Annotated in this window: 26 protein-coding genes and 1 tRNA gene; 19 read left to right on the top strand and 8 right to left on the bottom strand. The window is 63.4% G+C overall.

The window, feature by feature from the left end:
• Window positions 1-106: 106 nt before the first annotated feature.
• From ABZ720_RS16190 to ABZ720_RS16180, 3 genes are all read left to right on the top strand, one after another.
• The gene (locus tag ABZ720_RS16190) at window positions 107-988 is read left to right on the top strand and encodes an MBL fold metallo-hydrolase (RefSeq protein ID WP_366556565.1); all 882 of its coding nucleotides are present in this window, start codon (window positions 107-109) and stop codon (window positions 986-988) included.
• A 145-nt stretch (window positions 989-1133) separates the two neighbouring features.
• A complete protein-coding gene (locus tag ABZ720_RS16185; RefSeq protein WP_366556564.1) occupies window positions 1134-1742 on the top strand; it encodes a histidine kinase dimerization/phospho-acceptor domain-containing protein in 609 nt (202 codons plus the stop codon).
• 69 nt (window positions 1743-1811) lie between these two features.
• Window positions 1812-2600, top strand: coding sequence for an ATP-binding protein (locus ABZ720_RS16180; RefSeq protein ID WP_366556563.1), 789 nt, complete (start codon window positions 1812-1814; stop codon window positions 2598-2600).
• Between the two features lie 49 nt (window positions 2601-2649).
• Here ABZ720_RS16180 and ABZ720_RS16175 read toward each other — a convergent pair whose 3' ends face one another.
• The 3 genes from ABZ720_RS16175 to ABZ720_RS16165 all read right to left on the bottom strand — a co-directional run bounded on the left by ABZ720_RS16175 (window position 2650) and on the right by ABZ720_RS16165 (window position 5785).
• Window positions 2650-3204, bottom strand: a complete 555-nt coding sequence (locus ABZ720_RS16175) for a type 1 glutamine amidotransferase domain-containing protein (protein ID WP_366556562.1) — start codon at window positions 3202-3204, stop codon at window positions 2650-2652.
• Between the two features lie 167 nt (window positions 3205-3371).
• Complete coding sequence (locus ABZ720_RS16170; protein ID WP_366556561.1) at window positions 3372-4697, bottom strand: flavin-containing monooxygenase; 1326 nt, start codon at window positions 4695-4697, stop codon at window positions 3372-3374.
• 89 nt (window positions 4698-4786) lie between these two features.
• Window positions 4787-5785 carry an NAD-dependent epimerase/dehydratase family protein gene (locus ABZ720_RS16165; RefSeq protein WP_366556560.1) on the bottom strand — a complete coding sequence of 333 codons (999 nt, stop codon included), beginning with the start codon at window positions 5783-5785 and terminating at the stop codon, window positions 4787-4789.
• A 268-nt stretch (window positions 5786-6053) separates the two neighbouring features.
• Here ABZ720_RS16165 and ABZ720_RS16160 point away from each other — a divergent pair.
• The 3 genes from ABZ720_RS16160 to ABZ720_RS16150 all read left to right on the top strand — a co-directional run bounded on the left by ABZ720_RS16160 (window position 6054) and on the right by ABZ720_RS16150 (window position 7950).
• Window positions 6054-6129, top strand: a tRNA-Glu gene (locus ABZ720_RS16160).
• A gap of 280 nt (window positions 6130-6409) precedes the next feature.
• Window positions 6410-6991 carry a LemA family protein gene (locus ABZ720_RS16155; RefSeq protein ID WP_366556559.1) on the top strand — a complete coding sequence of 194 codons (582 nt, stop codon included), beginning with the start codon at window positions 6410-6412 and terminating at the stop codon, window positions 6989-6991.
• Between the two features lie 11 nt (window positions 6992-7002).
• Window positions 7003-7950 carry a DUF3137 domain-containing protein gene (locus ABZ720_RS16150; RefSeq protein ID WP_366556558.1) on the top strand — a complete coding sequence of 316 codons (948 nt, stop codon included), beginning with the start codon at window positions 7003-7005 and terminating at the stop codon, window positions 7948-7950.
• 37 nt (window positions 7951-7987) lie between these two features.
• On the opposite strand, the gene ABZ720_RS16145 is transcribed toward ABZ720_RS16150, so the two are convergent.
• The 5 genes from ABZ720_RS16145 to ABZ720_RS16125 all read right to left on the bottom strand — a co-directional run bounded on the left by ABZ720_RS16145 (window position 7988) and on the right by ABZ720_RS16125 (window position 13218).
• Window positions 7988-8467 (bottom strand): VanZ family protein, encoded by a 480-nt coding sequence (locus ABZ720_RS16145; RefSeq protein WP_366556557.1) that lies wholly within the window; start codon window positions 8465-8467, stop codon window positions 7988-7990.
• Window positions 8464-10515, bottom strand: coding sequence for a lytic transglycosylase domain-containing protein (locus tag ABZ720_RS16140; RefSeq protein WP_366556556.1), 2052 nt, complete (start codon window positions 10513-10515; stop codon window positions 8464-8466). The genes ABZ720_RS16145 and ABZ720_RS16140 overlap by 4 nt, the downstream gene beginning before the upstream one ends.
• 106 nt (window positions 10516-10621) lie before the next feature.
• A complete protein-coding gene (locus tag ABZ720_RS16135) occupies window positions 10622-10816 on the bottom strand; it encodes a hypothetical protein (protein ID WP_366556555.1) in 195 nt (64 codons plus the stop codon).
• Between the two features lie 25 nt (window positions 10817-10841).
• Complete coding sequence (locus tag ABZ720_RS16130) at window positions 10842-12110, bottom strand: outer membrane beta-barrel protein (protein ID WP_366556554.1); 1269 nt, start codon at window positions 12108-12110, stop codon at window positions 10842-10844.
• Between the two features lie 433 nt (window positions 12111-12543).
• Window positions 12544-13218: a PRC-barrel domain-containing protein gene (locus tag ABZ720_RS16125; protein ID WP_366556553.1), complete on the bottom strand. Its 675-nt coding sequence runs from the start codon at window positions 13216-13218 to the stop codon at window positions 12544-12546.
• A gap of 259 nt (window positions 13219-13477) precedes the next feature.
• Between ABZ720_RS16125 and ABZ720_RS16120 the strand changes: the two genes are divergently transcribed.
• From ABZ720_RS16120 to ABZ720_RS16060, 13 genes are all read left to right on the top strand, one after another.
• Window positions 13478-14125: a GOLPH3/VPS74 family protein gene (locus ABZ720_RS16120; protein WP_366556552.1), complete on the top strand. Its 648-nt coding sequence runs from the start codon at window positions 13478-13480 to the stop codon at window positions 14123-14125.
• Window positions 14126-14128: 3 nt separating this feature from the next.
• A complete protein-coding gene (locus tag ABZ720_RS16115) occupies window positions 14129-14584 on the top strand; it encodes a CopD family protein (protein ID WP_366556550.1) in 456 nt (151 codons plus the stop codon).
• 10 nt (window positions 14585-14594) lie between these two features.
• Window positions 14595-15425 carry a class I SAM-dependent methyltransferase gene (locus ABZ720_RS16110; protein WP_366556549.1) on the top strand — a complete coding sequence of 277 codons (831 nt, stop codon included), beginning with the start codon at window positions 14595-14597 and terminating at the stop codon, window positions 15423-15425.
• Between the two features lie 136 nt (window positions 15426-15561).
• Window positions 15562-16026 carry an SUF system Fe-S cluster assembly regulator gene (locus ABZ720_RS16105; RefSeq protein ID WP_366556548.1) on the top strand — a complete coding sequence of 155 codons (465 nt, stop codon included), beginning with the start codon at window positions 15562-15564 and terminating at the stop codon, window positions 16024-16026.
• Between the two features lie 42 nt (window positions 16027-16068).
• Complete coding sequence (gene sufB / locus ABZ720_RS16100; protein WP_366556547.1) at window positions 16069-17523, top strand: Fe-S cluster assembly protein SufB; 1455 nt, start codon at window positions 16069-16071, stop codon at window positions 17521-17523.
• A gap of 56 nt (window positions 17524-17579) precedes the next feature.
• Window positions 17580-18329 (top strand): Fe-S cluster assembly ATPase SufC, encoded by a 750-nt coding sequence (gene sufC, locus ABZ720_RS16095; protein ID WP_366556546.1) that lies wholly within the window; start codon window positions 17580-17582, stop codon window positions 18327-18329.
• 21 nt (window positions 18330-18350) lie between these two features.
• On the top strand, window positions 18351-19676 hold the full coding sequence (sufD, locus tag ABZ720_RS16090; RefSeq protein ID WP_366556545.1) for a Fe-S cluster assembly protein SufD: 1326 nt from the start codon (window positions 18351-18353) through the stop codon (window positions 19674-19676).
• A gap of 23 nt (window positions 19677-19699) precedes the next feature.
• Window positions 19700-20965 (top strand): aminotransferase class V-fold PLP-dependent enzyme, encoded by a 1266-nt coding sequence (locus tag ABZ720_RS16085; protein WP_366556544.1) that lies wholly within the window; start codon window positions 19700-19702, stop codon window positions 20963-20965.
• Window positions 20965-21435, top strand: coding sequence for a Fe-S cluster assembly sulfur transfer protein SufU (sufU, locus tag ABZ720_RS16080; RefSeq protein ID WP_366556543.1), 471 nt, complete (start codon window positions 20965-20967; stop codon window positions 21433-21435). The genes ABZ720_RS16085 and sufU overlap by 1 nt, the downstream gene beginning before the upstream one ends.
• On the top strand, window positions 21432-21899 hold the full coding sequence (locus ABZ720_RS16075) for an SUF system Fe-S cluster assembly protein (RefSeq protein ID WP_366556542.1): 468 nt from the start codon (window positions 21432-21434) through the stop codon (window positions 21897-21899). Before sufU ends, ABZ720_RS16075 begins: the two co-directional genes overlap by 4 nt.
• A gap of 50 nt (window positions 21900-21949) precedes the next feature.
• Window positions 21950-22288 (top strand): HesB/IscA family protein, encoded by a 339-nt coding sequence (locus ABZ720_RS16070; protein WP_366556541.1) that lies wholly within the window; start codon window positions 21950-21952, stop codon window positions 22286-22288.
• 329 nt (window positions 22289-22617) lie between these two features.
• A complete protein-coding gene (locus tag ABZ720_RS16065; RefSeq protein ID WP_366556540.1) occupies window positions 22618-23934 on the top strand; it encodes an ABC transporter substrate-binding protein in 1317 nt (438 codons plus the stop codon).
• Between the two features lie 75 nt (window positions 23935-24009).
• Window positions 24010-25737 (top strand): ABC transporter permease, encoded by a 1728-nt coding sequence (locus tag ABZ720_RS16060; RefSeq protein ID WP_366556539.1) that lies wholly within the window; start codon window positions 24010-24012, stop codon window positions 25735-25737.
• Window positions 25738-25762: the final 25 nt, after the last annotated feature.

Genomic DNA, 25762 nt, shown 5'->3' with positions numbered 1-25762 from the left:
CCGCACATAGCCACCAACGCAGATTACATTTGATCGAAATCGCTTTGCGAACAGTCCAGGGACTTTTTGGGCGCGACAGTCCGCCGGACGAAGGAAAGGAGCAACGATGTCTACAGCCGCAGAGATCCGCAAACCCAGCGTTCATGCGCATTTCGACGAGGGAACCAACACGGTCAGCTACATCGTGGGCGATCCAGAAAGCGCAACCTGCGCGGTGGTCGACCCCGTTCTGGACTTCGATCCCAAGGCCGGGCGCACTTCCACCGCATCAGCGGATGCGGTCGTTGAGAAGGTGCGCGAGCTCGGCTGGACCGTCGAGTGGATCCTGGAGACTCATGCCCACGCCGACCACCTCTCGGCTGCGCCCTACATCAAGCAGCACCTGGGCGGAAAAATCGCAATCGGCGAGCACATCCGCGAAGTGCAACAGGTGTTCCGGGACATATTCAACCTGGAAAAGGAATTCCTGCCCGACGGCCGTCAGTTCGATCATCTCTTCGCCGAAGGCGACCGCTTCACGATCGGCAAGATCGAGGCCTCGGTGCTGCACACCCCCGGCCACACTCCGGCCTGCCTCACCTACGTGATCGGTGATGCGGCGTTTGTGGGCGATACACTTTTCATGCCGGACTACGGCACCGCCCGCTGCGATTTTCCCGGCGGCAGTGCGCGCCAGCTCTATCGCTCCATCCAGAAAGTTCTGTCGCTGCCGGACGAAACCCGCATCTTCCTCTGCCACGATTATCCGCCCGAAAGCCGCGAGCCGACGTGGGAGACAACCGTGGCCGAGGAAAAGGCCAAGAACATCCACGTGCATGAAGGGGTGACAGAAGAGGAGTTCGTGCAGATGCGCGAGACCCGCGATGCCACGCTCAGCATGCCAACTCTCATCCTGCCCTCGATCCAGGTGAACATCCGCGCCGGCGAACTGCCGCCTCCGGAAGACAACGGCACGCGCTACATGAAACTGCCAATCAATCAGCTATAGCTGCCGAGGACGCGCGAGCAGCGCCCACAGAATACGTCTGCCTTCGGACGATTTCCCCTCGTCACCTGTCATTTCTCCGCTACACTTCGACACCAAGAGCGCGGGGGATGGCATGCACGAGCGACGGGAGCGGCTTCCCTGGAGAGTGGCCGGCTTCTATGCCGGCCTTAGTCTGCTGTACATCCTGCTATCCGACTGGGTCGTCGAATCCAGCATGGCGCCCGATTGGCGTCCCAGCCTCAACACCTTCAAGGGCGTAGCTTTCGTTCTGGTGACGGCTGTCATCATCGCCTTGCTGATCCGGCGCGAATTGCACCGTCACGACCAGATGGAACGCGCGTTTGTCAGGGCGCAACGCATGGAGGCGGTGGGGCAACTGACCGGCGGTCTTGCCCATGATTTCAACAACCTGCTTACCGTTATCCTCGGCAACCTCGAACTGATCCAGGACACTGTAAAGCCTGGAAGTCCGACGGCGGCACGCGTCGAGAATGCCCTGCTTGCCACGGAGCGCGGATCCGATCTGACCCGCCGACTGCTCGCCTTCTCGCGGCGTCAGATTCTGGAACCGAGGCTCGTGAACGTGAACGCGAGCCTCAGGGACATGGAACCCCTGTTGACCACCTCTCTGGGTGAAGGCATCGAGATACAGTTCCATCCGGCGGCCGATCTGCCCCTGATCCGGGTCGACCCGGGCGAACTAGAGCCGGTCGTCTCTGATCGGATTCGCGGAGCGATCCGAACAGAGACGTGAATCGGCTCTAGCACTTTAATTTAGACCGGATTCACGCATTTAATCCGAACCCGGAGTGGTTCAGATTAAATGCGATCCGGTCTAGAAAGCGCCATCCTGAACCTCACGATAAATGCGCGCGACGCGATGCCCGAGGGCGGCGCCATCTCCCTGACCACCAACGCCATCCACCTGGCGCGGGTCTACGCGGAAGGTGGATGGCAGATCCCCGCCGGGCACTACGTCATGATCGCGGTGAACGATCAGGGCCATGGCATGTCGGAGGATGTGCAGAACCGGCTGTTCGAGCCCTTTTTCACCACCAAACCGGAGGGCAAGGGCAGTGGACTGGGACTTCCCATGGTCCATGGCTTCGTGCGCCAGTCCAACGGCTACATCATCGTCTACAGCACTGTCGGACATGGATCGACGGTGAAACTCTATTTCCCCTCGGCGCATAAGAGTCCCGCCGAAACGCCCGCAGCGCGATCGAAGCCGCAGCCGAGCAAGGGCCATGAGGCCGTACTTCTGGTAGAGAACGACCGCGGCGTACGCGACATAATGCAGGCCTTCCTGACTCCGCTTGGCTATCAGGTGCTGACCGCCGAGCGGGCGGCCCAGGCACTCGACATCCTGGACCAGCAGAAGCAGGTGGACCTGTTGATGACCGACATCATTCTCGGCGGCCGGCGCACGGGCATCGAGCTTGCCCAGGAAGCTGGCAAGACTCATCCCGATATCGCGATTGTTCTGGTTTCAGGCTACGCAGACCCCACAATCACCGGCCAGCTTGCCGGACTGGCACGCATCGGCTGGCTCGCCAAACCCTTCGGCCAGGATGCCCTTGCGGAGCGGGTCCGCGCGGTGCTCGACAGCTAGACCAGGCAATATCGTCGACCAGTCAGGCAAGGACGTTCTCTGACTCCACCTACTCGCGTTCGTGCCGGCCTTCCTCGATCTCCTCGATGATCTTCGCCGTGAAGGCGTCGAGATCATCCGGGTTCCGGCTCGTCACGATTCCGTTGGAGACGACGACTTCCCGGTCCACCCAGTTGGCGCCGGCATTCTTCACATCGGTGCGGATCGAGTGGTAGGAGGTCATCTCACGCCCCTCGACCACGCCCGCCTCGATGAGGAGCCAGGGCGCGTGGCAGACAGCGGCGACGATGCGGCCGTTCTGCACAAAATCCCGAATGAGCGCAACGGCCATGTCGTTGACCCGCAGGAGATCCGGGTTGATCTGGCCGCCCGGCAGGACGAGTGCATCGTAGTCCGAGGCATCGACACTGCCGAGCGCCTTGTCGGCCTCTACCTCGGAGCCCCAGTCGGTCTTGTCCCATCCCTTGATGGCTTGGCCGTCGGGAGTCACGACATGCACCGTCGCGCCGGCGCTCCTGAGCTTGTCGCGCGGCACCTCGAGTTCGGATTGCTCGAAGCCGTGCGTTGCAAGGATGGCGATTCTTGCGTTGCTGATACTGGGCATCCTCTCGCTCCTTTCGCATGTTTCAGCCGCGTTGCCGCGGCGGTCACTGCTCAACGCGAGACAGCGCCATGCGTTCCGGATGCGGGTGTCTGAGCCCGCTCGCCCCGCAAGGGCGAAACAATAGCGCAACTGTGATACTAGGTTTGCGCCGGATGCCGCCTCCAGCGCTACTTCCCCTGCATGTCCTTGTTGAGTTCCCCGGCATACTCCTTGAAGTCGACCTCCAACGTGTAGCGGGCGGCATTGAGATAACGCTTCGCGACATTGCCGCGATGACGTTCGATCTCCTGGTCCATCTCGTCCTTGGGCGGCAGAGCAATCTCGCCGGACAGGACCTTGGCCATCCAGCGCGCCTGGATCTCGACCAGAGGAATCGTAGGCCCGACCGGCTGGACCAGGCCCGCGAAGAACAGCCCCGGATGATCGCGCGAGACGATCCGGCGATAGAGGGCCGGCGGGCGCGTATCCTGGATGCTGAAGACCTCCGGATCCAGGAAGGGAAAGGTGGTCTTATAGCCGGTGGCGTAGATGATTGCGTCGACCTGCTCACGCGTGCCGTCGGTGAAGAGCACCTCCTCTCCGTCCAGCAGTTCCACGTTCGGCTTCATGCGGATCCAGCCATGGCCGAGGTAGGACAGCAGATCCTGGCTGAGCGTTGCGTGCTCGCGCCAGATCGGATGCTCCGGCCGCGGCACGCCGAAGCGCTCCTGGTTGCCGATCGCCAGGCGGGCGAAGTGACGCAGCACCCCACGTGCCATCGGCACCGGCATCTTCAAACGCCGCACCAGGAACCCCAACCAGCGATCGGTGGGCAGACCGGCGATATACTTCGGCATGATCCAGGCGCTGCGTCGCGTGGAGAGCAGCACCTGGCGAGCCCGGCGCGCCAGATCCACGGCGATGTCCACCGCCGAGTTGCCGATTCCGACCACGAGCACGGTCCGATCCTCATAAGGATCGGCCTTGCGGTAGTGATGCGAATGGGTTTGCGTCCCGGAAAAGTCGCCGGGGAAATCGGGATACTTCGGATCCGACAGATGGCCGTTGGCGATGATCACCGTCCGATAGCGGCGCACCTCGGCGGGTGCATCAGGGGCATCGACCGCCCGCAGATGCACGTTCCATCCCCCCTCGCCGTCCGGTTCCACCCGCTCCACCCGCGTGCGATAGCGGATGGCATCATGGAGACCAAATGTGTCGGCATAGCGCTCCAGGTGCTCCAGCACCTGCCCGTGCGACAGGTAATCCGGCAGGTGATCGGGAATCTGGAAGTCGGGCCAGGCGAGGCTCTGGCGGCTGGAATCGATGTGAAGGCTGCGGTAGGCAGACGAGGTGCCGCTGTCATTCTCGTAGCGCCACATCCCGCCCATGTTCGACCCGAGATCGTAGCAGTCGTAGGCAACGCCTGCGTCCTTCAGGGCCTTGCCCGCCGTCAGTCCGGACACGCCGGCGCCGATGATGCAGATGTCGGCCGCTGCGGACTCACTGGGCATCACTGACACCTGATCACGACTGTTGAGACCCTCCATCGGCTCAATCACTCCCAATGCCAATAATAAAAAATACTCTTCGTTCAGTGGCCTCAGGCCCGCACATGGTCGCAAAGAATGCTGTCGAAATCAGGATCCGGCAGGAGGGGTGGGGCCAGTTCGACCTCGCTCACGAATTCTCGCGGCCAGCTCGCAACCACGCGCTCGAGTGCCGGGTCGGGCGCCACGGTCAGGCGTTCGGCCGCCTCGGTTCCAGCGACCCGCCCCAGGGCGGCAGCGATATCCGCGACCGAGACCGTCAGACCGGGCTGGTTGACCGCCCGGCCTTCGCTGAAGGCCTCCGCCGGCACATCATGGAGACGCAGCAGGTTCTCCGCCACCCGGCCTGCAGAGACCACGGGAAAGCGCGTATTCCAGCCCAGCGGCGAGGTGATGGCGCGACCGGCCAGGGGTTCGCGGGCCAGGGCACCGATCAGGTCAGACACGGCACCGCTGTGCATGCCGCCGCCAGGCTGGCCCGGCCGGATCATCACCACAGGCAGCCGCAATGATCTGCCGTCCACCAGGCCGTGGCGCGAGTAGTCGTTGATCAGGAGCTCGGTAATCGACTTGGCGGTGCCGTAGGAGGTTTGCGGTCGCTGCGCCTGCCAGTCGTCGACCCGCTCAGGCAGCCGGCCGCCGAAGACGGCGATGGAACTGGCGTAGACAAAGCGCGGCCTCGCACCCTGCCGACGGCAGGCCTCCAGCATGCGGAAAGGCAACAGCATGTTGACCGCCCAGCCGGTATCGAAATCCCGTTCGGCATCGAGCGTCAGCGTGGCTGCCAGATGAAAGACGCTGTCGACACCGCCCGCGAACAGCCCCTCCACGAAATCCGTATCACGCAGGTCACCGGCCCGACTTGTCAGCTTGATCGACGCATTGGTCTCGGAAACGAGCTTCTCGAGCACCGCCGCGTCCCGGTCCACCAGCAACAGTTCCGTAATGGCGCGCGGCGTACCCTGTGCATCCGCCAGCGTTCCCTGCTCCGCCAACCGGGTCACTAGCCGTCGGCCAATAAAGCCCCCGGCGCCTGTCACCAGCACCCGCATTTCCACCTCCTGATTTGACGATTGTCGCACACCGGCCAGGGGCCCGATCGCATGGGCATGCGGGCGCGACTCTGGTGGCCGGAGGGTGCCAGCAGCCCCCCCGATGGGCAAGCAACCAACAGGCGCAAAAGCCATTCGCCTTGCGAAGCCTGCCATGGTCCACTGAACTTTCGTTTCAGGGCCAAATTTTCTCAGGAAGGTCTTGCAAGGCACGTCCGGCCCGGCTATCTCAGGCGCCACAACGGCCATGGGTCTCAGCACCCCAGACGTCCCCTTCGTCTAGAGGCCTAGGACACCGCCCTTTCACGGCGGCAACAGGGGTTCGAATCCCCTAGGGGACGCCACTTCTTGGATCGTTTCTTCCAAAAAGCAAATATACCTCCAAACGAAGGAGGTCTCCGCTCGTGTCCAGAGGGAGGATTATTGTGTGCCTGGAGCAGCAGCACGCATTCGATTCTGAGATCTTGTGGTCCAGATTGCGTGCGATCCGGTTTGGATGCCGCTGCCGGTGATCAACCTCCCAAAGGGGCTCATGGGACCGAGGTTGTGGTTCCAAGCTGACTGCAGCGCCTGCTATAAGGGTGGCCGGCGCGGTTCAAGGCGCCCGTACAAGGAGGCTGCTTGATGGAGCTCTTCGTCGGCGCGCTGATCGTCGCCGTGATCCTTATCGCTTATGCTTGGTATGTCGTCTTGATCCGGCGGCGCAACCGGGCGCTCGAAGCGCTCTCTTCAATCGACGTGCAGCTACGCAAGCGCCACGATCTCTTGCCGAACATCCTTAAGCTGGCCCAAAGCTTCATGAGCCATGAGCGCGACCTCTTGACCCGGGTCACCGAACTGCGCAACGAAGCGCGCAAGACCTATGATGCCAGCAACCCTGAAGCCGTGCGCCAGCATCTCGAGGCAGAAGGCAAGCTGCAGTCCAGCATGCGCCAGCTCTTCGCTCTGGCCGAGGGTTATCCAGAGCTGCGCTCCAGCCAGACGATTCTCGAGGCGCAGCAGAGCTTCGCCTCGGTGGAAGGTCACATTGCCGCAGCGCGGCGCTTCTACAATTCAGCCGTGACCGAGCTCACCAACGCCGTGCAGATCTTTCCCGGCTCGCTCATCGCGCGCCAGGCGGGCGTTCAGCCCCTACCCTTCTTTGAACTCGAGGATGCGCATCTGCGCGACCCTGTCGATGCCGGCGATTACCTGGCTGTCCGCTGAAGCTGTTGCTCATGGAAGACTATGAGAGCTTCTACGAAGCCAGCATTGCGCCTGAGATCCGACAACTTGAAATAGAGCGCCGGCGAACGCTCAAGAGGGTTTTCGCACTCGGTGCAGTCGTGCTGGCCGCGATATTTGTCTTCGTCTTCCACACGCCAATCTCCGTCTCTGCCGGAGTCAGCGAAGATTTTGTGATGATTGCAGCGCTCGTTGCCGGCTTTGGCGCAGTCGCCCCGATCTTTCACCTTAAGGGCAGGATGCGTCGGAAGCTCAAGACGGCGCTGGTTGAGCCCACCTGCCGCTTCCTCGGCCTCGATTACAGCCTCGATGCTGGCAGTTTCCCCCTACCCCGCTTCGTGGATGTGAAGATTCTCCCCGGCCATGACCGCGTTCACCTGCAGGATCACATCCGCGGAGCGCATGCGGGGGTGGACTTCGAGCTCTGCGAGGCCGTGCTCACCAAGCGGGTTGAAAGAAACGACGGGAAGGGGGGAACGAAGACGGAGAATCAGACGGTCTTTCAGGGGCTGCTGCTGAACTATCGCTTCCCCAAGCCCTTCACCGCGCGCACCCTCGTGCTTCCCGACAGAAGCTGGCTCGGAAACAGGATCGCCGGTTTCAGGCATGGAGAGCGAGTCAGGCTGGAGGATCCGCGATTCGAAAGGATCTATGAGGTCTTTTCAGATGATCAGGTGGAAGCACGCTACCTTTTGACACCCGGCTTCATGGAACGCCTCACGGACTTGGCGGATCATCTCGGCGCCTCGGGCGCCCTTTCCTTTGCCTTCGAGGCGCAGAACCTTCTGATCGCCTTCAACAGCAAGCAAAAGCAATTCGAAGGGGGCAGCCTCTTCACCCCTCTGGAAACGCCCGAGCGAGCAAAGGCGCTGCTGCAGGAACTGAAGCTGATCTATGAACTGATCGAGCGGCTCAAGCTCACCGACCGCAGCCATCTCTAGAGTAGAGTCCCCTGCTGCTCGCATCCCATCGGCAGCCTCATGATCGACGTGAGACCTCGGCAGCACTCGGCAGGCCCAGGCGCCGCGCCACCACCTCGAGGAGCGCGCAGAGAAGAAAGCCAATCGACAGACCCGAAGCGTTGTAGACGAGGTCGATCCAGGTGGCGCTGCGCCAGGGCAGGAAGAACTGCACCGCCTCGATGACCAGACCGAAGGCGAACAGCAGTCCAAACCAGAGCAGGCGTCCCCGCCAGGTCGGCGCCAGCAGGAAGACAAGACACTGCGCGCCAACGAAAGCCGCACCGTGGACCAGCAGCGAGCCACTTTGCCGCGCGAGAGCGGGCGGCTCGATGGCTGCACCGACCATCAGCGCCAGCAAATATCCCGCGAGCGCGAAACCGGCGACAACCCGGAGCCGCCCGGCTTGGCCCATACCCTGGGATCGGCCGGACCGGCCGTCGTCTCGTCCCGCCTCAGCCATGCGCAATCGCGGTACGCCGCCAAAAGGCTGCGTCACTGCGCATCAGGTTCGCTCTGTACGAGCCGGGCGGGTATGAGATCGAAGGGTGCATAGGCGTCGCTCTGTTCGGGGTGAAGGCGGCGGGCATAGACCGCCGCAACCTCGATGACGACCTTTACATAGTGGCGGGTCTCGTCGAAGGGAATGAGTTCGATCCAATCAAGCAGACCGATCTCATCGCGACGGGGGTCGCCATGGGCGGACAACCAGGCATCCACCCTCCCCGGTCCGGCGTTGTAGGCCGCCAGCGCCAGGGGAAGGGAACTGCCGTAGCGCTGCAGCATCTCTTCCAGATAGGCGCGGCCCAGGCGCAGATTGTAGGCCGGGTCAGCGGTCAGGCGGGCGGGATTGTAGGCTTCGCCCAGTCGGGCAGCCACTTCGGCCGCGGTCCCGGGCATGAGCTGCATCAAACCCCGCGCCCCCACCGGACTGACCGCTTCCGGATTGAAGGAGCTTTCCTGGCGGATCAGTGCCAGCAGCAGCGGCCGGCGCCGGTCAACCGGCAGCCCCATGCGCGGAGTGGGATAGAGCAGGTCCGGGAAGGTCCAGCCGGCAGAGTACGCCGCCCGCGCGGTGCGGATCGCTTCATCATGCCGACCGATCTCCTGCGCCAGGTCACCCAGGAGATGCCAGGTCCCGGCTTCCTCCATGCCATTGCTGCGCAGATGCCGGAAGAAGGGCGCGACGAGATCCCGGCGCCCGGCCGCTGCCAGGCGGCGAATCACCCGCACCATAGGGCGGGCATCGAAAGCCGAACGAGCTGCCTGGCCGACCTCCCAAGCGTCGCCGTCCGCCTCGCGCCATTGACTCGCATCGCTGCGCAAGGCCCCCATCAGTCCGTAGAAGGTGCCGCTGTACTGCGCGGCCACGTCGAACCACTGCTGTGCCCAGTCCGGGCGCTCACTGGCCAGTGAGGCTTCTCCGCACCAGTAGGCCCCGCGAGCAATGGCGCCGGCGCCGCTGCCCTGGTGAAAGAGGCGATCGAAATGGCTGTAGGCCGTGTCCGGATCGTCCAGCCGGCGCAGTGCGATCCATCCGGCGAGAAACTCGGCCTCGTCATAGGCCCGCCCCTCCGGGATTCCGTGACGCGCCGCGATCCGGTAGGCCGCGTCTGCATCATCCGTCGCCAGCAGACGACGCACCGCGCGCCGGCGCACCTGCCAGCGGTCCGCCGCCTCGCGGGACAGGACCACAGGCGGCGGATCGAGCAGGTCCATGGCGGTTTCCTGCGGATCGCGCTGCATGCGGTACCAGGCCAGATCGAAGATCAACCCGCTCTGCCGCAGCACCTCTCCCGGAATAGCTTGAGCGAGTCTCTCTCCGTCGTCGTCGAGAATCTGTAAGAGCACCCGTGCCCTGAGGAGACGATGCTGTTCTGCATCGATCGCACCGACAGCACCGGCGTCGTCCAGAGCCACCAAGGCGGCGTCCTTCTGGTTCGCCCGCAGCAGCCGCTCGACCCGGATGCGGTGATCCACCGATTCCAGGTGCCCCCCGTACTCGGCCAGAATTGCAGCATCACTCACGGCGTCGGGATCCAGGTCGCGCCAGGCCCGGCGCGCCTCGGCAATGGCGGCCGCGTCTTCTCCCGACCGGCGCAAGGCACGGGCATAGGCCAGCGCCGCCTGCGGTGTTACGGGCGCGAAGTCCGCAAACCACGCCAAGGCCGCACGATCACCGAACTCGGCCGGCAGTCGCTGTTCGACCGCTTGCTGCAGCCGCTCCGCATCCGGCCAGTCAGGATGGCGGCGCAGGAAGTCCTCCAGCGTGGAGCGCTCCACCGCATCCGGTCGGCGGGTCAGTAGGCGCCAGAGCGCGATGCTGCGGTCGAGCGGATCCAGTTGTGGCAGACGTGCCTCAAGCGCATCGCTGCGCCCGGCCTCGGCGAGCGCCAGAGCCTCTGCCAAAGCCTGGCCCGATTGCTGCGCCGAGACTGAGGCCGGCAGGGCGCCGGCACAGGCCAACCCCAGGACGAAAAGCAGCACCCGGCGGAAGGAACCGCGGTGGCTGCCGACTTCATCAGAGACCAACCCAAGCCTGATCACGCGGCCTCCTCCCTTAACACGCTGACGTTGGCGACAGTGCATCGCGCAGCTTCGCACTGCTGTGGGTGCGGAACCGAATGTCCGGCAGCGCCCAGGCCCGCAGCGCTCAGGCGTCCGTGCGCCAGCTCTGCGCCACACCCAGCGCCAGCAGCACCAGCCAGGTGACGGTCACGGCAGGAAGCTGCAGGCTGAAATCACTGAGCGCATGCACCCCAACAAGCAGGCTGGCGGCCACAGCGGTCAAGGGATAAAAAGCGTCGCGGCGGCGACCCAAAACGGGTGCCGCCGCGAAGGTATCCAAGACTTTTGGGTTCGACCAGTGTTCTTTAGAGATGCCCGGTTATCGTAAACATAATCTGGTTGGACCTGTACTCTCTTCCGCTTCGATTGCTGTTCTTTCTTCTATGCGAAGCGGACAACTCAGCGGTCAAATTTCTATTCCACAGATATGTAACACGCGGCCCTGCCTCAAAATAATCATCCGCTATGTTCACGCCATTATATTTATAATGTGCATACTGGCCGTAGCCACCAATCAGCAGGTTTCGGAGTAGCTCATGGTCAACCCGCGCATGTACTGCACTCCGGGTGTAGCTGGACGCAGCTGCGTTCTGTGTTTCGAAAACGCCACGGTCGAGATTCAGTTCGAATGAGGTCAAGCGGGTGACGTTCCAGAGCACATTCCCGCCAAACCAAGGCCCGCTTACACTATCCTGTCGGTTTGACGCGTAATCTTGGTTCATATACCCGGCATAGACTGATCCGGTGATGATGCCCCCCGCGTCAAACCCGGTTCCAATCGCAACCCGATAGCCATGGGAATCGCGATTTCCACCGGCGTGCGTATCGTAGCGGCGGACGTTGTATCGCGCCTCAACGTAGGGGATGACGTTGGGCAGAAGCTCATAGGCGACGCGCGTATGTGCCTCATACACATTATGATCGCGCTCACTTTGACTCAGGGTTCCGCCACCCGATAGATCAACCGACCGATAGTCGTAGCGCGTATAATCTGCCCCGACACGAAGGGAGAGTCGGCCAGCACCGCGATAGGCGCTGATTCCAGTGTTGTATTGGTAGTAAACTGAGGGCTCGTCGTTCGCCAAAGGCACATCCGGATCACCCCGGCCCTCATGCCGCCTTTGTACCGACATATGCCCTTCCAAAAAGGTCTCCCGGAGCAAATCAACGCGCCCGGCGAGACCTAACTGGCCATCCACGTAGTTCTCTTTGCTGTTATCAAAATAAAACCCTGCTTCCGCCCCGACATCAAGCGACAACGCATGCCGCGACCAGTCTGATTGTACAGAAACATTTGGACTTACCCGGGAAATAAAATCACTTTCCCTGTTATTCTTTGTTGCATAAATGTTGTCGTTATACTCGCCGCCCATGCTCAAGCTTGGGCGGATCATAAAGGATCCTGCACGCAATCCCAGCGGCTCCAACTCCGGCCTCGATCTTTCGTAAATCGGAACACCGCGCTCATCTTCTATGTCTTCTTCCTGAGCTGAAACAGTATCGCACAAGAAGGCCAACACTATCGCCGAAAGCACGCTGGCGCCAACAGTCACCCTGATGCGAGAAGTTGTCACTGCACTCTACCTCCCCTCTCAACTCGATGCTCATCTCGGCAAGCGTTTCATTGGCAGCCTCGACCGAAATAATGCCAATAAGTTCCGGACCCCGCTACCCAGTATGGCGAACTTGCGGTACCCGCATTACCCGCTTCCGATCGTTGCCCTGAATCCTCGGCTGCCCCGTGCACCTTGAGGGCAGCATAAGCGCGAGTAGCATCGCCGCAACAACCCATACGGTATAGCATACTCAGCAAGGGGTACCATTTTATGGAGATTTCCTCACTTATTTTTTTTTGAGGCAAACTGTCTCCTCGCCCGTCACCTCAGAACGCAGAAAGCCCCTCGGACCTTCGTCCGAGGGGCTGAGTACCGTGCGTTAAACGTCAGCGATGTTGTTGAAGCAACAAACTACACTGACAGCGAAGCCATGGCTTAGGTGGGACGTACTCTACCCCTCCGGCTCCTCATAATCCGGCATCGCTTCGATCTCTTCCTCGGTGAGATCGGTGGAGTACTCGTCGTCGTCATTCTGGACCAGCTCCACCCGATCGAAACCGACTGCGACCTCCTTCTCCATGAAGCCCAGGAAGCCGCCGAAGCCGACCAGCAGACCTTGCGGCTCACCGTCGGAGTCGATCAGGAGGTCGTTGATCGTGGCGATGCGTTCGCCGTCCGGGTTGACCAGATGGCCACCGACGATGTCTTCGGCCGGCACGCCTTCCACCACGATCCCTTCAGCATCGCCGCCGTGGGGATGCAGCTGGCTCAGGTCGACAGGCGCCGTGCTTTCCATGGCGCCGCTCGTGTCGGTGCTCGGGGCCTCGTCCATGGAGCTGTCCTCCATGTCCGTGTCCATCTCGGTGTCGGTATCCATGCCGGTGTCGGGCGCCTCGGAATCATCGGCGACAGGCGGAGCGGTGTCGCTATCCATGCTGTCCGACTCCGATATATCGGGGGACTCGCCGTTATCGGAGCCCTCCTCGGTCACGCCCATATCCTCGGTGGTCGTCTCTTCCATTGTTTCGGACGTGGCGGCCGGCTCTTCGTCGCTTTGCGCCAGCGCCGCGCCCGAGGCAAACAGGAAGGCCGATGCAGAAACCGCGGCTAACAGGGTCTTTTTCATCTTTACTCTCCACGTCCATTGACGGTCGGAAGCGGCAGGGGCCGGGACGGCGCACCTGCCGACGTTACATATCCCAAACCCTGAGCACCGCCTTCCGGTTCCAATCCGCTCCGCAGACAGTGCTGGCAGCCGCGAGGAAAATGCGGCCCGTCCCCTGCTTACCCTCTGGTAATTCACGCCAAAGCAAGTGATCATGGCCACCGTCGCGACAAGGCTGGCCGGCGGGTCGGCACAAGGGTCCGGACTAGGGGGAGGCACGATGCTTACAATTGCCGAGGAATTCCTGCTGCTCTCACATGATGAGCAGAGTGGCCGCATGCTCTATGCATCGCAGCCCATCACGCAGATCGCGCTGGTCGGCGCGGTGCTGATGGACCTGGCCATGCACGATCGGATCGACAACGATCTGGAAAAGCTAATGCTTGTCGATGCCACGCCGCTGGGCGAGCCGGCGCTCGACCACGTGCTGGCCCGGATCGCCGAAGAGAAGGACCAGGAGCGCTCGGTGCGGGACTGGATCGATCGGCTGGCACCGGAAGCGGAGACGATCCGGGAGCTCTCGCTCCAGCGCCTGATCGAACGCGGCATTCTGCGTGAGGAGGAAGGCCGCTTCCTCTGGGTCTTCTCCACCCGGCGCTACCCGCTGATCGACAACAAGGAGCAGACCGAGGTTAAGCTGCGCATCGCGCAGATCCTGATGACGGATGACATTCCCGACGCCCGGGACGTCGCTATCCTCAATCTGGCCGACGCTTGCGGCCTGCTGCACGAGGTCTTCAGCAGCCACGAACTCTCCCGCCTGGAAGAGCGCATCGAGCAGCTGACCCGCCTCGACCTGATCGGCCAGGCAGTCAACGCCACGATCGAGGAGCTGCGCGCCGCCCTGGTCACGGTCATGCCGCGCTGATCCATGCTGGCACTGCTTCTGGCCCTGCATGCCCTGGCCGCCGTTGTCTGGGTCGGCGGCATGTTCTTCGCCTATCTGATCCTGCGCCCTTCGTTGGGCACCTTCGAACCGCCCCAGCGTCTGCGCCTCTGGCACGGCGTTTTCGGGCGCTTCTTTCCCTGGGTCTGGGCCGCTGCGGGCATCCTGCTGGCCAGCGGCTATGCCATGATCTTCGGCCATTTCAGTGGCTTCGGCGGGGTCGGCGTGTCCGTGCACATCATGCACCTGACCGGCCTGATCATGATGGCGCTCTTCGCCCATCTGTTCTTCGCGCCCTGGCGCCGCTTTCGGCAAGCCGTGGAGCGGGAAGACTTCGCCGTCGCGGGGCAGCAGCTGAACGGCATTCGCCGGATCGTCGCCATCAACCTCGCGCTGGGTCTTCTGACCGTGATCCTCGGCGCCGGCGGTCGTTACTGGTAGGCGGCAGCGCATGACCGACAACGGCGACATTGCCGGGCACTACGCGAGGGGGGGACGCCTGAGCGAGAAGGTCCTGCAACTCGCGCGCCAGCACCGGGTCAGCCCCGAGGGGCCGCTGACCGTCGCGGACCTGGCAACCTTCGATCAGTTCCATCTGCGCGCACGGCAAGGGACCGCGGAACTCGCCGAACAAGCGCAGCCGGCGCCGGGCAGCCTGGTGCTCGACATCGGCGCCGGCATTGGCGGACCCGCGCGTCAGCTTGCCGAAAGCTGCGATGTCACAGTGGTCGCCCTGGACCTGACCGAAGCCTACTGCCGCGATGCCGCAACCTTGTCGGCGGCAGTCGGCCTGGAACGAGCGGTGCTGGCCTGCTGCGCGGATGCCGGGCGTCTGCCCTTTCCCGACGCGACCTTCGATCTGGTCTGGACCCAGCACGCCGCCATGAACATTCCCGACAAACAGGCGCTCTATGGGGAGGCCGCGAGGGTGCTCAAGCCAAGAGGACGTCTGGCGCTGCACGACGTCATGGCGGGACCGGCCGGGCCGCCGCACTATCCTACCCCCTGGGCCGGCCAAGCCGAACAATCCTTCCTCCTGCCGCCGGAGGATATCCGGGCGCTGATCAAGGGGTGCGGCCTGAGCGAGCTGTCCTGGGAGGATCGCACCGAGGCGCTGCTGGCCGAGGAGCGTGACCAGGCCGCGCGACAAAGCGGCGCAGCCCGGCCGCCAGGGCCCTATATGCTTTATGCGGGTTTTCTCGAACTGTCGCGCAACCTGCGCCGCTCCCTCGCGGAAAACCGCGTCCGCCTCGTGATGGGGCTTTTCGCCAAGCCGGTGTGATCCTGCGGTGTAGTGACCGCACGACGCCCCGCTCCTTGGAGCAGGACGCCAACCGCCGGCCGCTTTTCCCTTGATTTCTCCCCCCTAGTCCGTACATCAGAAACCGGACTGATTAACTCCGATTTAGGAGCGCCGGATGTTTCGGCTCAACCGCCTGACTGATTATGCCGTTGTGGTCATGGCCCGCATGGCCAACGACGGCTGCAAGGTGCGAACGGCGCCGCAGATCGCGGAAGACACCGGCGTACCCGTGCCGACGGTGTCCAAGGTGCTGAACGCCTTGGCCCGCGACGGGCTCATCGTGTCGCAGCGTGGCGCTGCCGGCGGCTATCGCCTGGGCGCGCCGCCGGAGCGTATCACGGTGGCCGCGATCATCCAGGCACTGGAGGGCCCCATTGCTCTCACCGCCTGCGTCGACGGACAGTCCGGGCATTGCGAAAGCGAGTCCCTCTGCCCCATGCGGGGCAACTGGGATCGCGTGAACAACGCGATAAGAGGCGCGCTGGAAGGCGTTACCCTCGAAGACATGACGGCGGGCCTTTTCGTCCCCATGGGCGAGCGACGGCCGCCGACCGCGCTGCAGCAGGCAAGCGGCAAGTAGAAAGGTCCGGAAGAACCCCCAGAGGGTCGAAAAGGAGAGATCATGGCGGCAAGTGTCGAGACCGTCGAAAAGGTACAGTCGCTGGGCGAACGCTATAAGCATGGCTTCGTCACCGACATCGAGATGGAGACAGCGCCGAAGGGTCTGAGCGAGGACACCGTGCGCTTCATCTCGGCCAAGAAGAACGAGCCGGAGTGGCTGCTGGAATGGCGCCTCAAGGCCTTCCGCCACTGGCTTGAGATGCCGGAGCCGCAGTGGGCCAAGGTGGACTTCCCGCCCATTGACTATCAGGACGCCTACTACTTCGCGGCGCCGAAGAGCGACGACGACAAGCCGAAGAGCCTCGACGAGGTGGATCCGAAGCTGCTTGAGACCTATGAGAAGCTTGGCATTCCCTTGAAAGAGCAGGAAATGCTGGCCGGCGTCGCGGTGGACGCCGTGTTCGACAGCGTCTCCGTGGCCACCACCTTTAAGAAGAAGCTCGAAGAGGCCGGCGTCATCTTCTGTGCCATCTCGGAAGCGGTGCAGAAGCACCCCGAGCTGGTGCAGAAGTACCTGGGGTCGGTGGTGCCAGCGGCGGACAACAAGCACGCCTGCCTGAATTCGGCCGTCTTTACCGACGGCTCCTTCGTCTACATCCCCAAGGGCGTGCGCTGCCCGATGGAGCTCTCCACCTACTTCCGCATCAACGCGGAGAACACGGGCCAGTTCGAGCGCACGCTGATCATCGCCGACGAAGGCAGCTATGTGAGCTACCTGGAAGGCTGCACCGCGCCGATGCGCGACGAGAACCAGCTGCACGCCGCCGTGGTCGAACTGATTGCGCTGGACGATGCGGAGATCAAGTACTCCACCGTTCAGAACTGGTACCCCGGCGACGAGAACGGCGTCGGCGGCATCTACAACTTCGTCACCAAGCGCGGGCTGTGCGCCGGGCGCAACTCCAAGATTTCCTGGACGCAGGTGGAAACGGGTTCCGCCATCACCTGGAAGTACCCGAGCTGCATCCTCAAGGGCGACAACTCGGTGGGCGAGTTCTACTCCATCGCCATCACCAACAACATGCAGCAGGCCGATACCGGCACCAAGATGATCCACCTGGGGCGCAACACCCGCTCGCGCATCATCTCCAAGGGCATCGCGGCCGGGCGTTCGGCCCAGACCTATCGCGGGTTGGTGAACCTGGGCGGTGGCGCGGAACACGCCCGCAACCACACCCAGTGCGACTCCCTGCTGATCGGCGACCGCTGCGCGGCCCATACCGTGCCCTACATCGTCAGCAAGAACCGCAGTGCGCGACTGGAGCACGAGGCAACCACCTCGAGCATTTCCGAGGATCAGCTCTTCTATTGCCGCCAGCGCGGCATCAGCGAGGAAGACGCGGTTGCCCTTGTGGTGAACGGTTTCTGCCGCGAGGTCTTGCAGCAGCTGCCCATGGAGTTCGCCGTCGAGGCCCAGAAGCTGGTGGGCATCAGCCTCGAGGGCTCGGTTGGATGATTGCGCGTTCCGCCAGGAGCGCCAAGATGAGTTCGCAGGTCAGGAAGAATTGCTAAATGCTTGAAATCAAGAACCTTCACGCCACAGTCGATGGCACGGAGATCCTCAAGGGTATCGACCTGTCTATCGGGGCCGGCGAGGTACACGCCATCATGGGGCCCAACGGCTCGGGCAAGTCGACCCTCTCCTATGTTCTCTCGGGTCGCGAAGGCTATGAGGTGACCGAGGGCGAAGTGCTGCTCAAGGGTCAGAACCTGCTGGATCTGGCCCCGGAAGAGCGGGCGGCGGCCGGCGTCTTCCTCGCCTTCCAGTACCCGGTGGAGATCCCCGGTGTGCCCAACACCACCTTCCTCAAGGAAGCGGTCAACGCCGTGCGCAAGTCCCGCGGCGAAAGTGCGCTCGACGCCATGCAGTTCCTCAAGATCCTTCGCGCGAAGGTCAAGGAACTGGGCATGTCCGACGAATACCTGAAGCGCGCTGTCAACGCCGGCTTCTCCGGCGGCGAGAAGAAGCGCAACGAGGTGCTGCAGATGGCCATGCTGGAGCCGGCGCTCGCCGTCCTGGACGAAACCGACAGTGGCCTCGACATCGACGCACTCAAGGCGGTGGCCGATGGCGTCAACGCACTGCGCACGCCGGAGCGCTCCATGCTGGTGATCACCCACTATCAGCGCCTGCTGGACTACATCGTGCCCGACCGGGTGCATGTGCTCTCGCAGGGCCGGATCATCCGCAGCGGCGGACCGGAACTGGCCAAGGAGCTGGAAGCGAAGGGTTATGCCGACATGGTCGAAGCGGCGGCGTAAAAAGGCAAAGGTTTCAACATTATGGCCACAGAGGCTTTGACAGTAAGTGAGATCGAGGGACGCTGGCGCGATCTCGCCGGAACGCTCCCCGGCGCGGGCATCGACTGGCTGGATGACTTCCGAGCCCAGGGGCTGGAACAGTTCCGTGCCAGCGGCCTGCCCGGCCCCAGACTGGAAAGCTGGAAGTACACCAACCTGCCCCGCGCCCTGCGCGATCGCAGCTACACACCGGCCGCGTCGGCGCAGCGGACCAGCCTCGATCGCGTTGCCTCGCTCCTGCCGGCGGAGAGCGCGCGCCTGCGGTTGGTCTTCCTAGACGGCCGCTTCTCGCCGGATCACTCGCAGCTCGCCGGTCTTCCGGATGGCGTCACCCTGGCACCGCTTTCCCAGGTCCTTCGCGACACGCCGCAGCGGCTGGAAGGCCTGCTGCAGGCGGCCGAGTATGACCGGGAGCGCACGCTGCAGGCTCTGAACGACGCCCTCTTCGATGAGGGCCTGCTGTTGAGCGTGGCGTCCGGCATTCAGCTCGACACGCCGGTGGAGGTGATCTTTGTCGGTGGCACCAGTGAAGCTGCGGTCGAGAGCCATCAGCGCCTGGTGGTCAGCATCGGCCGCGGCGCCCAGGCCACGCTGGTCGAGCATCATCAAAGTGTGGGCAGCGGCCATGGCCTGCTCAATCTGGTCTCCGACATCCATGTGGCGGCCGGGGCTGGCCTGACGCATCTGCGGGTCCAGGAAACCGGCAAAGAGAGCGTGCATCTGGCAGGCACCCACCTGCAGCTTGAGCGGGACGCCCGCTATCGCAGCCTGGCCTTCACCAGTGGCGCGGCCCTCTCGCGGCACGAGATCGATGCGACGCTTCTGGGCGAGAATGCCGACATCACCCTCGATGGCGCCTATCTGCTGCGCGGGCGCCAGCATGGTGACACCACCAGCGTGATCCGTCACACCGTGCCCCATACTGCTGCACGCCAGACCTACAAGGGAGCCCTCGACGACCGGGCCCGCGGGGTTTTCCAGGGTCGGATCGTCGTGGAGCAGGACGCTCAGAAGACCGACGGCCGAATGCTGAACAAGACGCTGCTGCTCTCGGAAAAGGCCGAGATCGACAGCAAGCCCGAACTGGAAATCTTTGCCGACGACGTGCAGTGCGCCCATGGCGCCACCGCCGGTGAGCTCGACGCGGACGCGCTTTTCTACCTGCGCAGCCGCGGGCTCAGCCAGGAAGGCGCTCGGGCCCTGCTGGTGGAAGCTTTTGTTGCTGAACTGATCGAAGACTTCCCTCTGGAAGCCCTGCGCCCGGCCCTGCTGGAACGGTTGCAGCACTGGCTTCTGGGCACGAACTGAGGCGAAGAGGAGAGAAGCCTTACATGTCGACCCTGACGCAGGCCGCGCCCGGCGGCAACTCGGTGAAAGCGCTGGATGTAGAGCGGGTGCGAGCCGACTTCCCGATCCTGGAGCGCGAGGTCTATGGCCGGCCGCTGGTCTATCTCGACAGCGCCGCCAGCGCCCAGAAGCCGCGCGCCGTGATTTCCGCCATGACCGGGATCATGGAGACCTGCTACGCCAACGTGCACCGCGGCGTGCATCGCCTCAGCCAGGAGTCCACGGACATTTTCGAGGGTGCGCGCACCAAGGCGGCGGGCCTGCTGAACGCGGCAAGCAGCGATGAGATCGTGTTCACCCGCGGCGCCACCGAGGCCATCAATCTCGTGGCCCACAGTTTCGGCAACGCCTTCCTGGAAGAGGGCGACGAGGTCATCATCAGCGCCCTGGAGCATCACTCCAACATCGTCCCCTGGCAGCTGCTGCGCGATCGCAAGGGCATCGTGCTCAAGGTCATTCCTCTGCTGGACGATGGCACCCTGGATCGCGAGGCATACAATGCGCTGCTTGGGCCGCGCACCAAGCTGGTCGCCCTCACCCACATCTCGAACGCGCTGGGGACGGTGGTGCCGGTCAAGGAGATGATCGCCGAGGCCAAGGCCCTGGGCGACATCACGGTGCTGATCGACGGCTGCCAGGCGGTGCCGCACATGGCGGTGGATGTGCAGGATCTCGGTGCCGATCTCTACACCTTTTCCGCCCACAAGCTCTACGGCCCCTCGGGCATCGGCGTGCTCTACGGACGCAAGGACCTGCTGAACGCCCTGCCGCCCTATCAGGGCGGCGGCGAGATGATCTCCTCCGTCACCTTCGAGAAATCGACCTGGAAGGCGGCCCCGCACAGGTTCGAAGCCGGCACGCCGGCCATCGTCGAGGCGGCCGGTCTGGGCGCGGCCATCGACTACGTGCAGGGCCTCGACTACGCGGCCATCCAGGCGCACGAGCAGGGTCTGCTGTCCTATGCCACGGCCAGGCTCTCGGAAATCGAGGGACTGCGCATCTTCGGCACCGGTGCCGACAAGGCGGCGATTGTCTCCTTCACCCTGGATCAGGCCCACCCGCACGACATCGGCACGATCCTCGACCGCGCCGGCGTGGCGGTACGCGCCGGCCACCACTGCGCGCAGCCGGTGATGGACCGTTTCGACGTCGCCGCCACGGTGCGGGCATCCTTTGGACTCTACAACAGCGAAGCGGAGGTCGACGCCCTGGTCGCGGCCGTGCTCAAGGTTAAGGAGCTTTTCGGCTGATGCTCGAAGAACTGCGTGAACTTTACCAGGAAGTCATCCTTGATCACGGCAAGCACCCGCGGAACTTCCGACACCCGGATGACGCCAACCGCAACGCCCATGGCTACAACCCCATGTGCGGCGACACGCTCTTCATCTACCTGACGGTGGACGAGGACGGCGTGATCCAGGACTGCGCCTTCAAGGGCAAGGGCTGCGCCATCTCGCTGGCTTCGGCCTCACTGATGACGGAAACCCTCAAGGGCCTGAAGGAAAGTCAGGCTCGGGCACTGTTCGAACGGTTTCATTGGCTGTGCACTCACGACGAGCCGCCGGAGCATGAACCGGAGGATCTGGACGCGGACGCGATCGAGCGTCTGGAGGTTCTCGCCGGCGTGCGTGATTTTCCGGTGCGGGTCAAATGCGCCACGCTTGCGTGGCACACCATGACGGCCGCTCTCGACGGACAGCAGGAGGTCTCCACGGAATGAGCGAAGATCAACGCGACAAGCTGCGCAGCGACGGCCTGCCGGAAGACTTGCCAGCCCGCCCGCACTACAATCCATATCTGTGGGCCGGGGGCGGAACGGCTGAACAGGTGGAGGAAGGCTTTACTGCCCGTGCCGGCGAACCGCGGCAGGAAGGCGAGCCGGTTGCGACGCAGGAGCAGATCGTCGAGGCGATGCAAGACGTCTACGATCCGGAGATTCCGGTCAACATCTACGACCTGGGCCTGATCTACGACCTCACCATTGCGGCCAATGGCGACGTGGGCATCACTATGACGCTCACCGCGCCGGCCTGCCCCGTCGCCGGCGAGATGCCGGGCCAGGTGGCCGACCGGGTGGCGATGGTCGAGGGCGTTGGCCTGGTCTCGGTCACGCTCACCTGGGATCCACCCTGGGACAAGGACCGCATGAGCGAAGACGCCAAGCTCGCGCTGGGGATCTTCTAATCCGGCCTGGCAATGGTTACATTCGGGAGGAGCAGAAAGGACGAGTGTCTATGACTGGCAGCGTACTGACCTTGACGGAACGCGCCGCCGAGCGCGTCAAGCACCTGATGACCAAGAGCCCGGAGGACGGGGTTTTGGGACTGCGCGTCGGTGTGCGCACACGCGGCTGCTCCGGCCTGAGCTACTTCGTCGAGTACGCTAAGGAGCAGAAGAAGTTCGAGGACGTCGTCGAGGACAAGGGCGTCAAGATCTTCGTCGACCCCACCTCGGTCTTGTTCATCCTTGGCAGCGAGATGGACTTTGTCGAAGACAAGCTCGAGTCCGGTTTCGTCTTCAAGAACCCGAACGAATCGAGCCGCTGCGGCTGCGGAGAAAGCTTCGCGGTCTGACGTTCCGGCCGAGGCGGGACTTCACGCCTCGGCCCGTGCCTGGGATAGCGCCGCTCGCCAGAGTTCGATTCCGGCTCATCACCCCCTAATCCGGGGCTCGCGGGCGCGGCCTCTTCCCATGGTTATCGTCCCCGCTCATCTCCCAATCGAAGATTTCCTGGAAGCCTCCCAGTAACGGGTGTGCGGCGAATTTGCTGCGCATGCGTTCGCACCACCACGCGTCCGCTATTGCTTGATCCCTCGCGGTACTTGGGCAGACTGTGCCCACGCCGCCCCGGAAATCATCAAGAGGCGGACAGAACGCCGACACCCGATTGGGAGGAAATACCATGAAGAACCTGTTGCTGGGCACCGCGCTCGGCCTGCTGGCCGTGTCCACGGCCTCGGCCGACACCATCACGGTGGTTACGTCCTTTCCCCAGGACCTGACGGGGCCCTTCAAGGCTGCCTTCGAAGAGGCACATCCGGATCATGAACTGGAAGTGATCAACCGGAACACCAACGCCTCGGTTGCCTTCCTCCAGGAAACCCGTGACTCCAACACCACGGACATCTTCTGGGCCTCGGCCCCGGATGCCTTCGAGGTCCTGAAGTCGGAGAATCTGCTGGCTCAGGTCGACATCCAAGCCGAGGGCATCCCGCACGAGATCGGCTCCTACCCGATCAACGATCCGGATGGCTTCTATTACGGCTTCGCCGCCTCCGGCTACGGCATCATGTACAACACCCGCTATGTCGAGGCGAACGAGCTCCCAGTCGCTCAGGAGTGGGAAGATCTCATGCGCGCCGAGTACAACGGCCATGTAGCCATGTCCGCACCCTCGCGCTCCGGCACCACGCACTTGACCGTCGAAACCCTGCTGCAGGGTGACGGCTGGGAAGACGGCTGGGCCAAGTGGAAGTGGATCGCCGGCAACATGAACACCGTGACCGAGCGCAGCTTTGGCGTGCCTGACGCGGTGAATTCCGGCAGCGCCGGATACGGCATCGTCATCGACTTCTTCGGCCTCGCCTCAAAAGCCACGGGCTTCCCGGTCGAGTTGGTTTATCCCAGCGTGACCTCGATCGTGCCGGCGAACATCGGGGTCATCGAGAATGCGCCCAATGAAGAAGGTGCAAAGACCTTCGTCGAGTTCGTGCTGTCCCCCGAAGGGCAGCAAGTGCTGCTGAATCCCTCGATCATGCGCCTGCCGGTCAACCCGGAGGCCTATGCCAACGCGCCTGAGGGTTTCCCCAATCCCTTCGACGAGGATTTCGCGCCAGGCGCCATCGCCTTCGACGTCGACAAGTCCGGGGCGCGCTACAATCTGGTCAACTCGCTCTTCGACGTGATGATCACCTACCGCCTGGACGACCTCCGCGACGCAGTGTCAGCGGTGCAGGAGGCCGAAGCGGCGCAGGCCGACAGCGGCAACGAGGAAGCCCAGGCGCTGATCGCCGAGGCCCGCGCACTCATCGAGGCGCTGCCGATCACCGAGGAAGAATCCCTCGACCCCTCCTTCACCGGCGTCTTCCAGGTGGCCCGCAAGACGGAAGACACCGAAGTGGTGGGCCGTCAGGCCGAGGTGGAGCAGGAGTGGGACAGCTTCGCGGTCGATAACTACCGCAAGGCCAGGGAACTGGCCGAGCAGGCCGCCGCACTGTAAGCAGTCCTCCTGTCGGCCCGCCCTGCCCTCGCGGCAGGGCGGGCCCTTTTCTGCCGTGCTCCCGGAAGGCTGTTGATGAGCGCCACCTCAACCCAGTCGTCACGCTTTACCCTGTTCCCGCGCCTGTCCGGGGCAGCGGTGGCGGGCATCCTGATCGCCATCCTCCTGATGGCTTTTCTCGTCCTGCCGGTTGCGCAGGTGATCTACGTGGCCTTCCTGGACGCCCGGACGGGTGCGCTGACGCTCCAGAACTTCGAGGACTTCTTCAACACCACGCTGTTCCAGCAGAGCTTCGTCAATTCCTTCTACGTCTCTGCCATGTCGGTGGTGGTGGCGACCATCATCGCCTTGCCCCTTGCCTACATCACCACGCGCTTCAACTTCGCCGGCACGGCGATCATTCAGAGCCTCGGTTTCATCCCCCTGATCATGCCGCCCTTCGTCGGTGCGGTCGCCATGTCACTGCTCTTCGGGCGCAACGGCACGGTCAATCTGCTGCTTAACCAGTATTTCGGCTTTCGCATCCCCTTCATGGAGGGGCTGAACGGCGTCATCCTGGTGCAGTCGATCCACTACTTCCCTTTCATCCTGATCAATCTCTCTGCCGCACTGCGCAACATCGACCGCTCCATGGAGGAGTCCGCCCAAAACCTGGGGGCCTCGGGCCTGCGACTCTTCCGGCGCATCGTCTTTCCGCTCGCCATGCCGGGCTATCTGGCAGGCGCCGCCCTGGTCTTCATCAAGGTGTTCGACGACCTGGGCACGCCTCTGCTGCTGAACGTCAACACCATGCTGGCGCCGCAGGCCTATCTGCGAATCACGGGTGTGGGCATCAACGACCCCATGGGCTACGTGATCTCCTTCATCCTCGTGGCCTTCTCTGTCTTTTCCCTCTGGGCCTCCTTCCTCTTCATGCGCGGCAAGGACTACGCCACGACGCAGAAGGGCGGCGGCGGGCTGTCCAAGCGCGAGCTTTCGACCAAGGAGAAGATCCTGGCCTACGGAGTGATCTTGCTGATCCTGGCGCTGGTGCTTTCGCCGCACTTCGGCCTGGTGCTGTTGGCCTTCGGCACGATCTGGTCCTTCAGCCCCCTGCCCGACGGCTTCACGCTGCAGCACTTCCACACCGTCTTCACCGAGTCCGCGCAGTACATCTACAACACCCTGCTCTATGCCGGCACGGCGGCGATCCTGGACGTGGTGGTGGGCACCGCGATCGCCTACATCGTCATCCGCACCGGCCTGCCCGGCCGCAAGTGGCTGGACTACATGGCGACCGCTGCCCTGGCGGTTCCCGGTGTCGTGCTCGGCATCGGCTACCTGCGGATGTTCCACGGCATCCAGCTTCCCTTCGGTCTCGGCCCCATGGCAAGCTGGTGGGGCATCATCATCATCGCGCTGATGATCCGGCGCCTGCCCTATGCCCTGCGCTCCTGCATGGCGGCGCTGCAGCAGCTTTCGCTGGCTCTTGAGGAGGCCGCTGAGAACCTCGGCGCCAGCAAGTCGCGCACCATCCGCCGGGTGGTGGTCCCGCTGATGGCCGGCGGCATCCTTGCCGGCTTCGTCACCAGCTTTGCCACGGCCGCCGTCGAACTCTCCGCCACAATCATGCTGGTCAGCCGCGCCAGCGAGGCCCCGCTGGCCTACGGCATCTATCTCTACATGCAGTCCCCGGCCGGGCGCGGCGCGGGTGCGGCGCTGGGCATCCTCGCTGTGGTGATCGTGGCCCTGGGCACCTATCTCTCGCACCGCATCATCGAACGCGACCGCCTTCGCACCGGCCGCGGGGAGGCTGAGCAGTGACGGCTGGCGCGTCGAACAAGGAGAA

Origin of the sequence: Aquibaculum sediminis (assembly GCF_040712085.1) — a bacterium.
In the GTDB taxonomy this organism is placed as follows: Bacteria; Pseudomonadota; Alphaproteobacteria; order Kiloniellales; family DSM-21159; genus Aquibaculum; species Aquibaculum sediminis.
This window is presented reverse-complemented; position numbering and strand designations above follow the sequence as displayed.

Excerpts from the sequence above, each read along its gene's own strand:
- ABZ720_RS16075 (WP_366556542.1), top strand. The coding sequence starts at position 21,432 with ATGAGCGAAGATCAACGCGACAAGCTGCGCAGCGACGGCCTGCCGGAA.
- sufD (WP_366556545.1), top strand. The coding sequence starts at position 18,351 with ATGGCCACAGAGGCTTTGACAGTAAGTGAGATCGAGGGACGCTGGCGC.
- sufC (WP_366556546.1), top strand. The coding sequence starts at position 17,580 with ATGCTTGAAATCAAGAACCTTCACGCCACAGTCGATGGCACGGAGATC.
- ABZ720_RS16105 (WP_366556548.1), top strand. The coding sequence starts at position 15,562 with ATGTTTCGGCTCAACCGCCTGACTGATTATGCCGTTGTGGTCATGGCC.
- ABZ720_RS16120 (WP_366556552.1), top strand. The coding sequence starts at position 13,478 with ATGCTTACAATTGCCGAGGAATTCCTGCTGCTCTCACATGATGAGCAG.
- ABZ720_RS16165 (WP_366556560.1), bottom strand. The coding sequence starts at position 5,785 with ATGCGGGTGCTGGTGACAGGCGCCGGGGGCTTTATTGGCCGACGGCTA.
- ABZ720_RS16070 (WP_366556541.1), top strand. The coding sequence starts at position 21,950 with ATGACTGGCAGCGTACTGACCTTGACGGAACGCGCCGCCGAGCGCGTC.
- ABZ720_RS16065 (WP_366556540.1), top strand. The coding sequence starts at position 22,618 with ATGAAGAACCTGTTGCTGGGCACCGCGCTCGGCCTGCTGGCCGTGTCC.
- sufU (WP_366556543.1), top strand. The coding sequence starts at position 20,965 with ATGCTCGAAGAACTGCGTGAACTTTACCAGGAAGTCATCCTTGATCAC.
- ABZ720_RS16180 (WP_366556563.1), top strand. The coding sequence starts at position 1,812 with ATGCGATCCGGTCTAGAAAGCGCCATCCTGAACCTCACGATAAATGCG.
- sufB (WP_366556547.1), top strand. The coding sequence starts at position 16,069 with ATGGCGGCAAGTGTCGAGACCGTCGAAAAGGTACAGTCGCTGGGCGAA.
- ABZ720_RS16060 (WP_366556539.1), top strand. The coding sequence starts at position 24,010 with ATGAGCGCCACCTCAACCCAGTCGTCACGCTTTACCCTGTTCCCGCGC.
- ABZ720_RS16085 (WP_366556544.1), top strand. The coding sequence starts at position 19,700 with ATGTCGACCCTGACGCAGGCCGCGCCCGGCGGCAACTCGGTGAAAGCG.
- ABZ720_RS16170 (WP_366556561.1), bottom strand. The coding sequence starts at position 4,697 with ATGCCCAGTGAGTCCGCAGCGGCCGACATCTGCATCATCGGCGCCGGC.
- ABZ720_RS16190 (WP_366556565.1), top strand. The coding sequence starts at position 107 with ATGTCTACAGCCGCAGAGATCCGCAAACCCAGCGTTCATGCGCATTTC.
- ABZ720_RS16125 (WP_366556553.1), bottom strand. The coding sequence starts at position 13,218 with ATGAAAAAGACCCTGTTAGCCGCGGTTTCTGCATCGGCCTTCCTGTTT.
- ABZ720_RS16110 (WP_366556549.1), top strand. The coding sequence starts at position 14,595 with ATGACCGACAACGGCGACATTGCCGGGCACTACGCGAGGGGGGGACGC.
- ABZ720_RS16175 (WP_366556562.1), bottom strand. The coding sequence starts at position 3,204 with ATGCCCAGTATCAGCAACGCAAGAATCGCCATCCTTGCAACGCACGGC.
- ABZ720_RS16155 (WP_366556559.1), top strand. The coding sequence starts at position 6,410 with ATGGAGCTCTTCGTCGGCGCGCTGATCGTCGCCGTGATCCTTATCGCT.
- ABZ720_RS16115 (WP_366556550.1), top strand. The coding sequence starts at position 14,129 with ATGCTGGCACTGCTTCTGGCCCTGCATGCCCTGGCCGCCGTTGTCTGG.
- ABZ720_RS16150 (WP_366556558.1), top strand. The coding sequence starts at position 7,003 with ATGGAAGACTATGAGAGCTTCTACGAAGCCAGCATTGCGCCTGAGATC.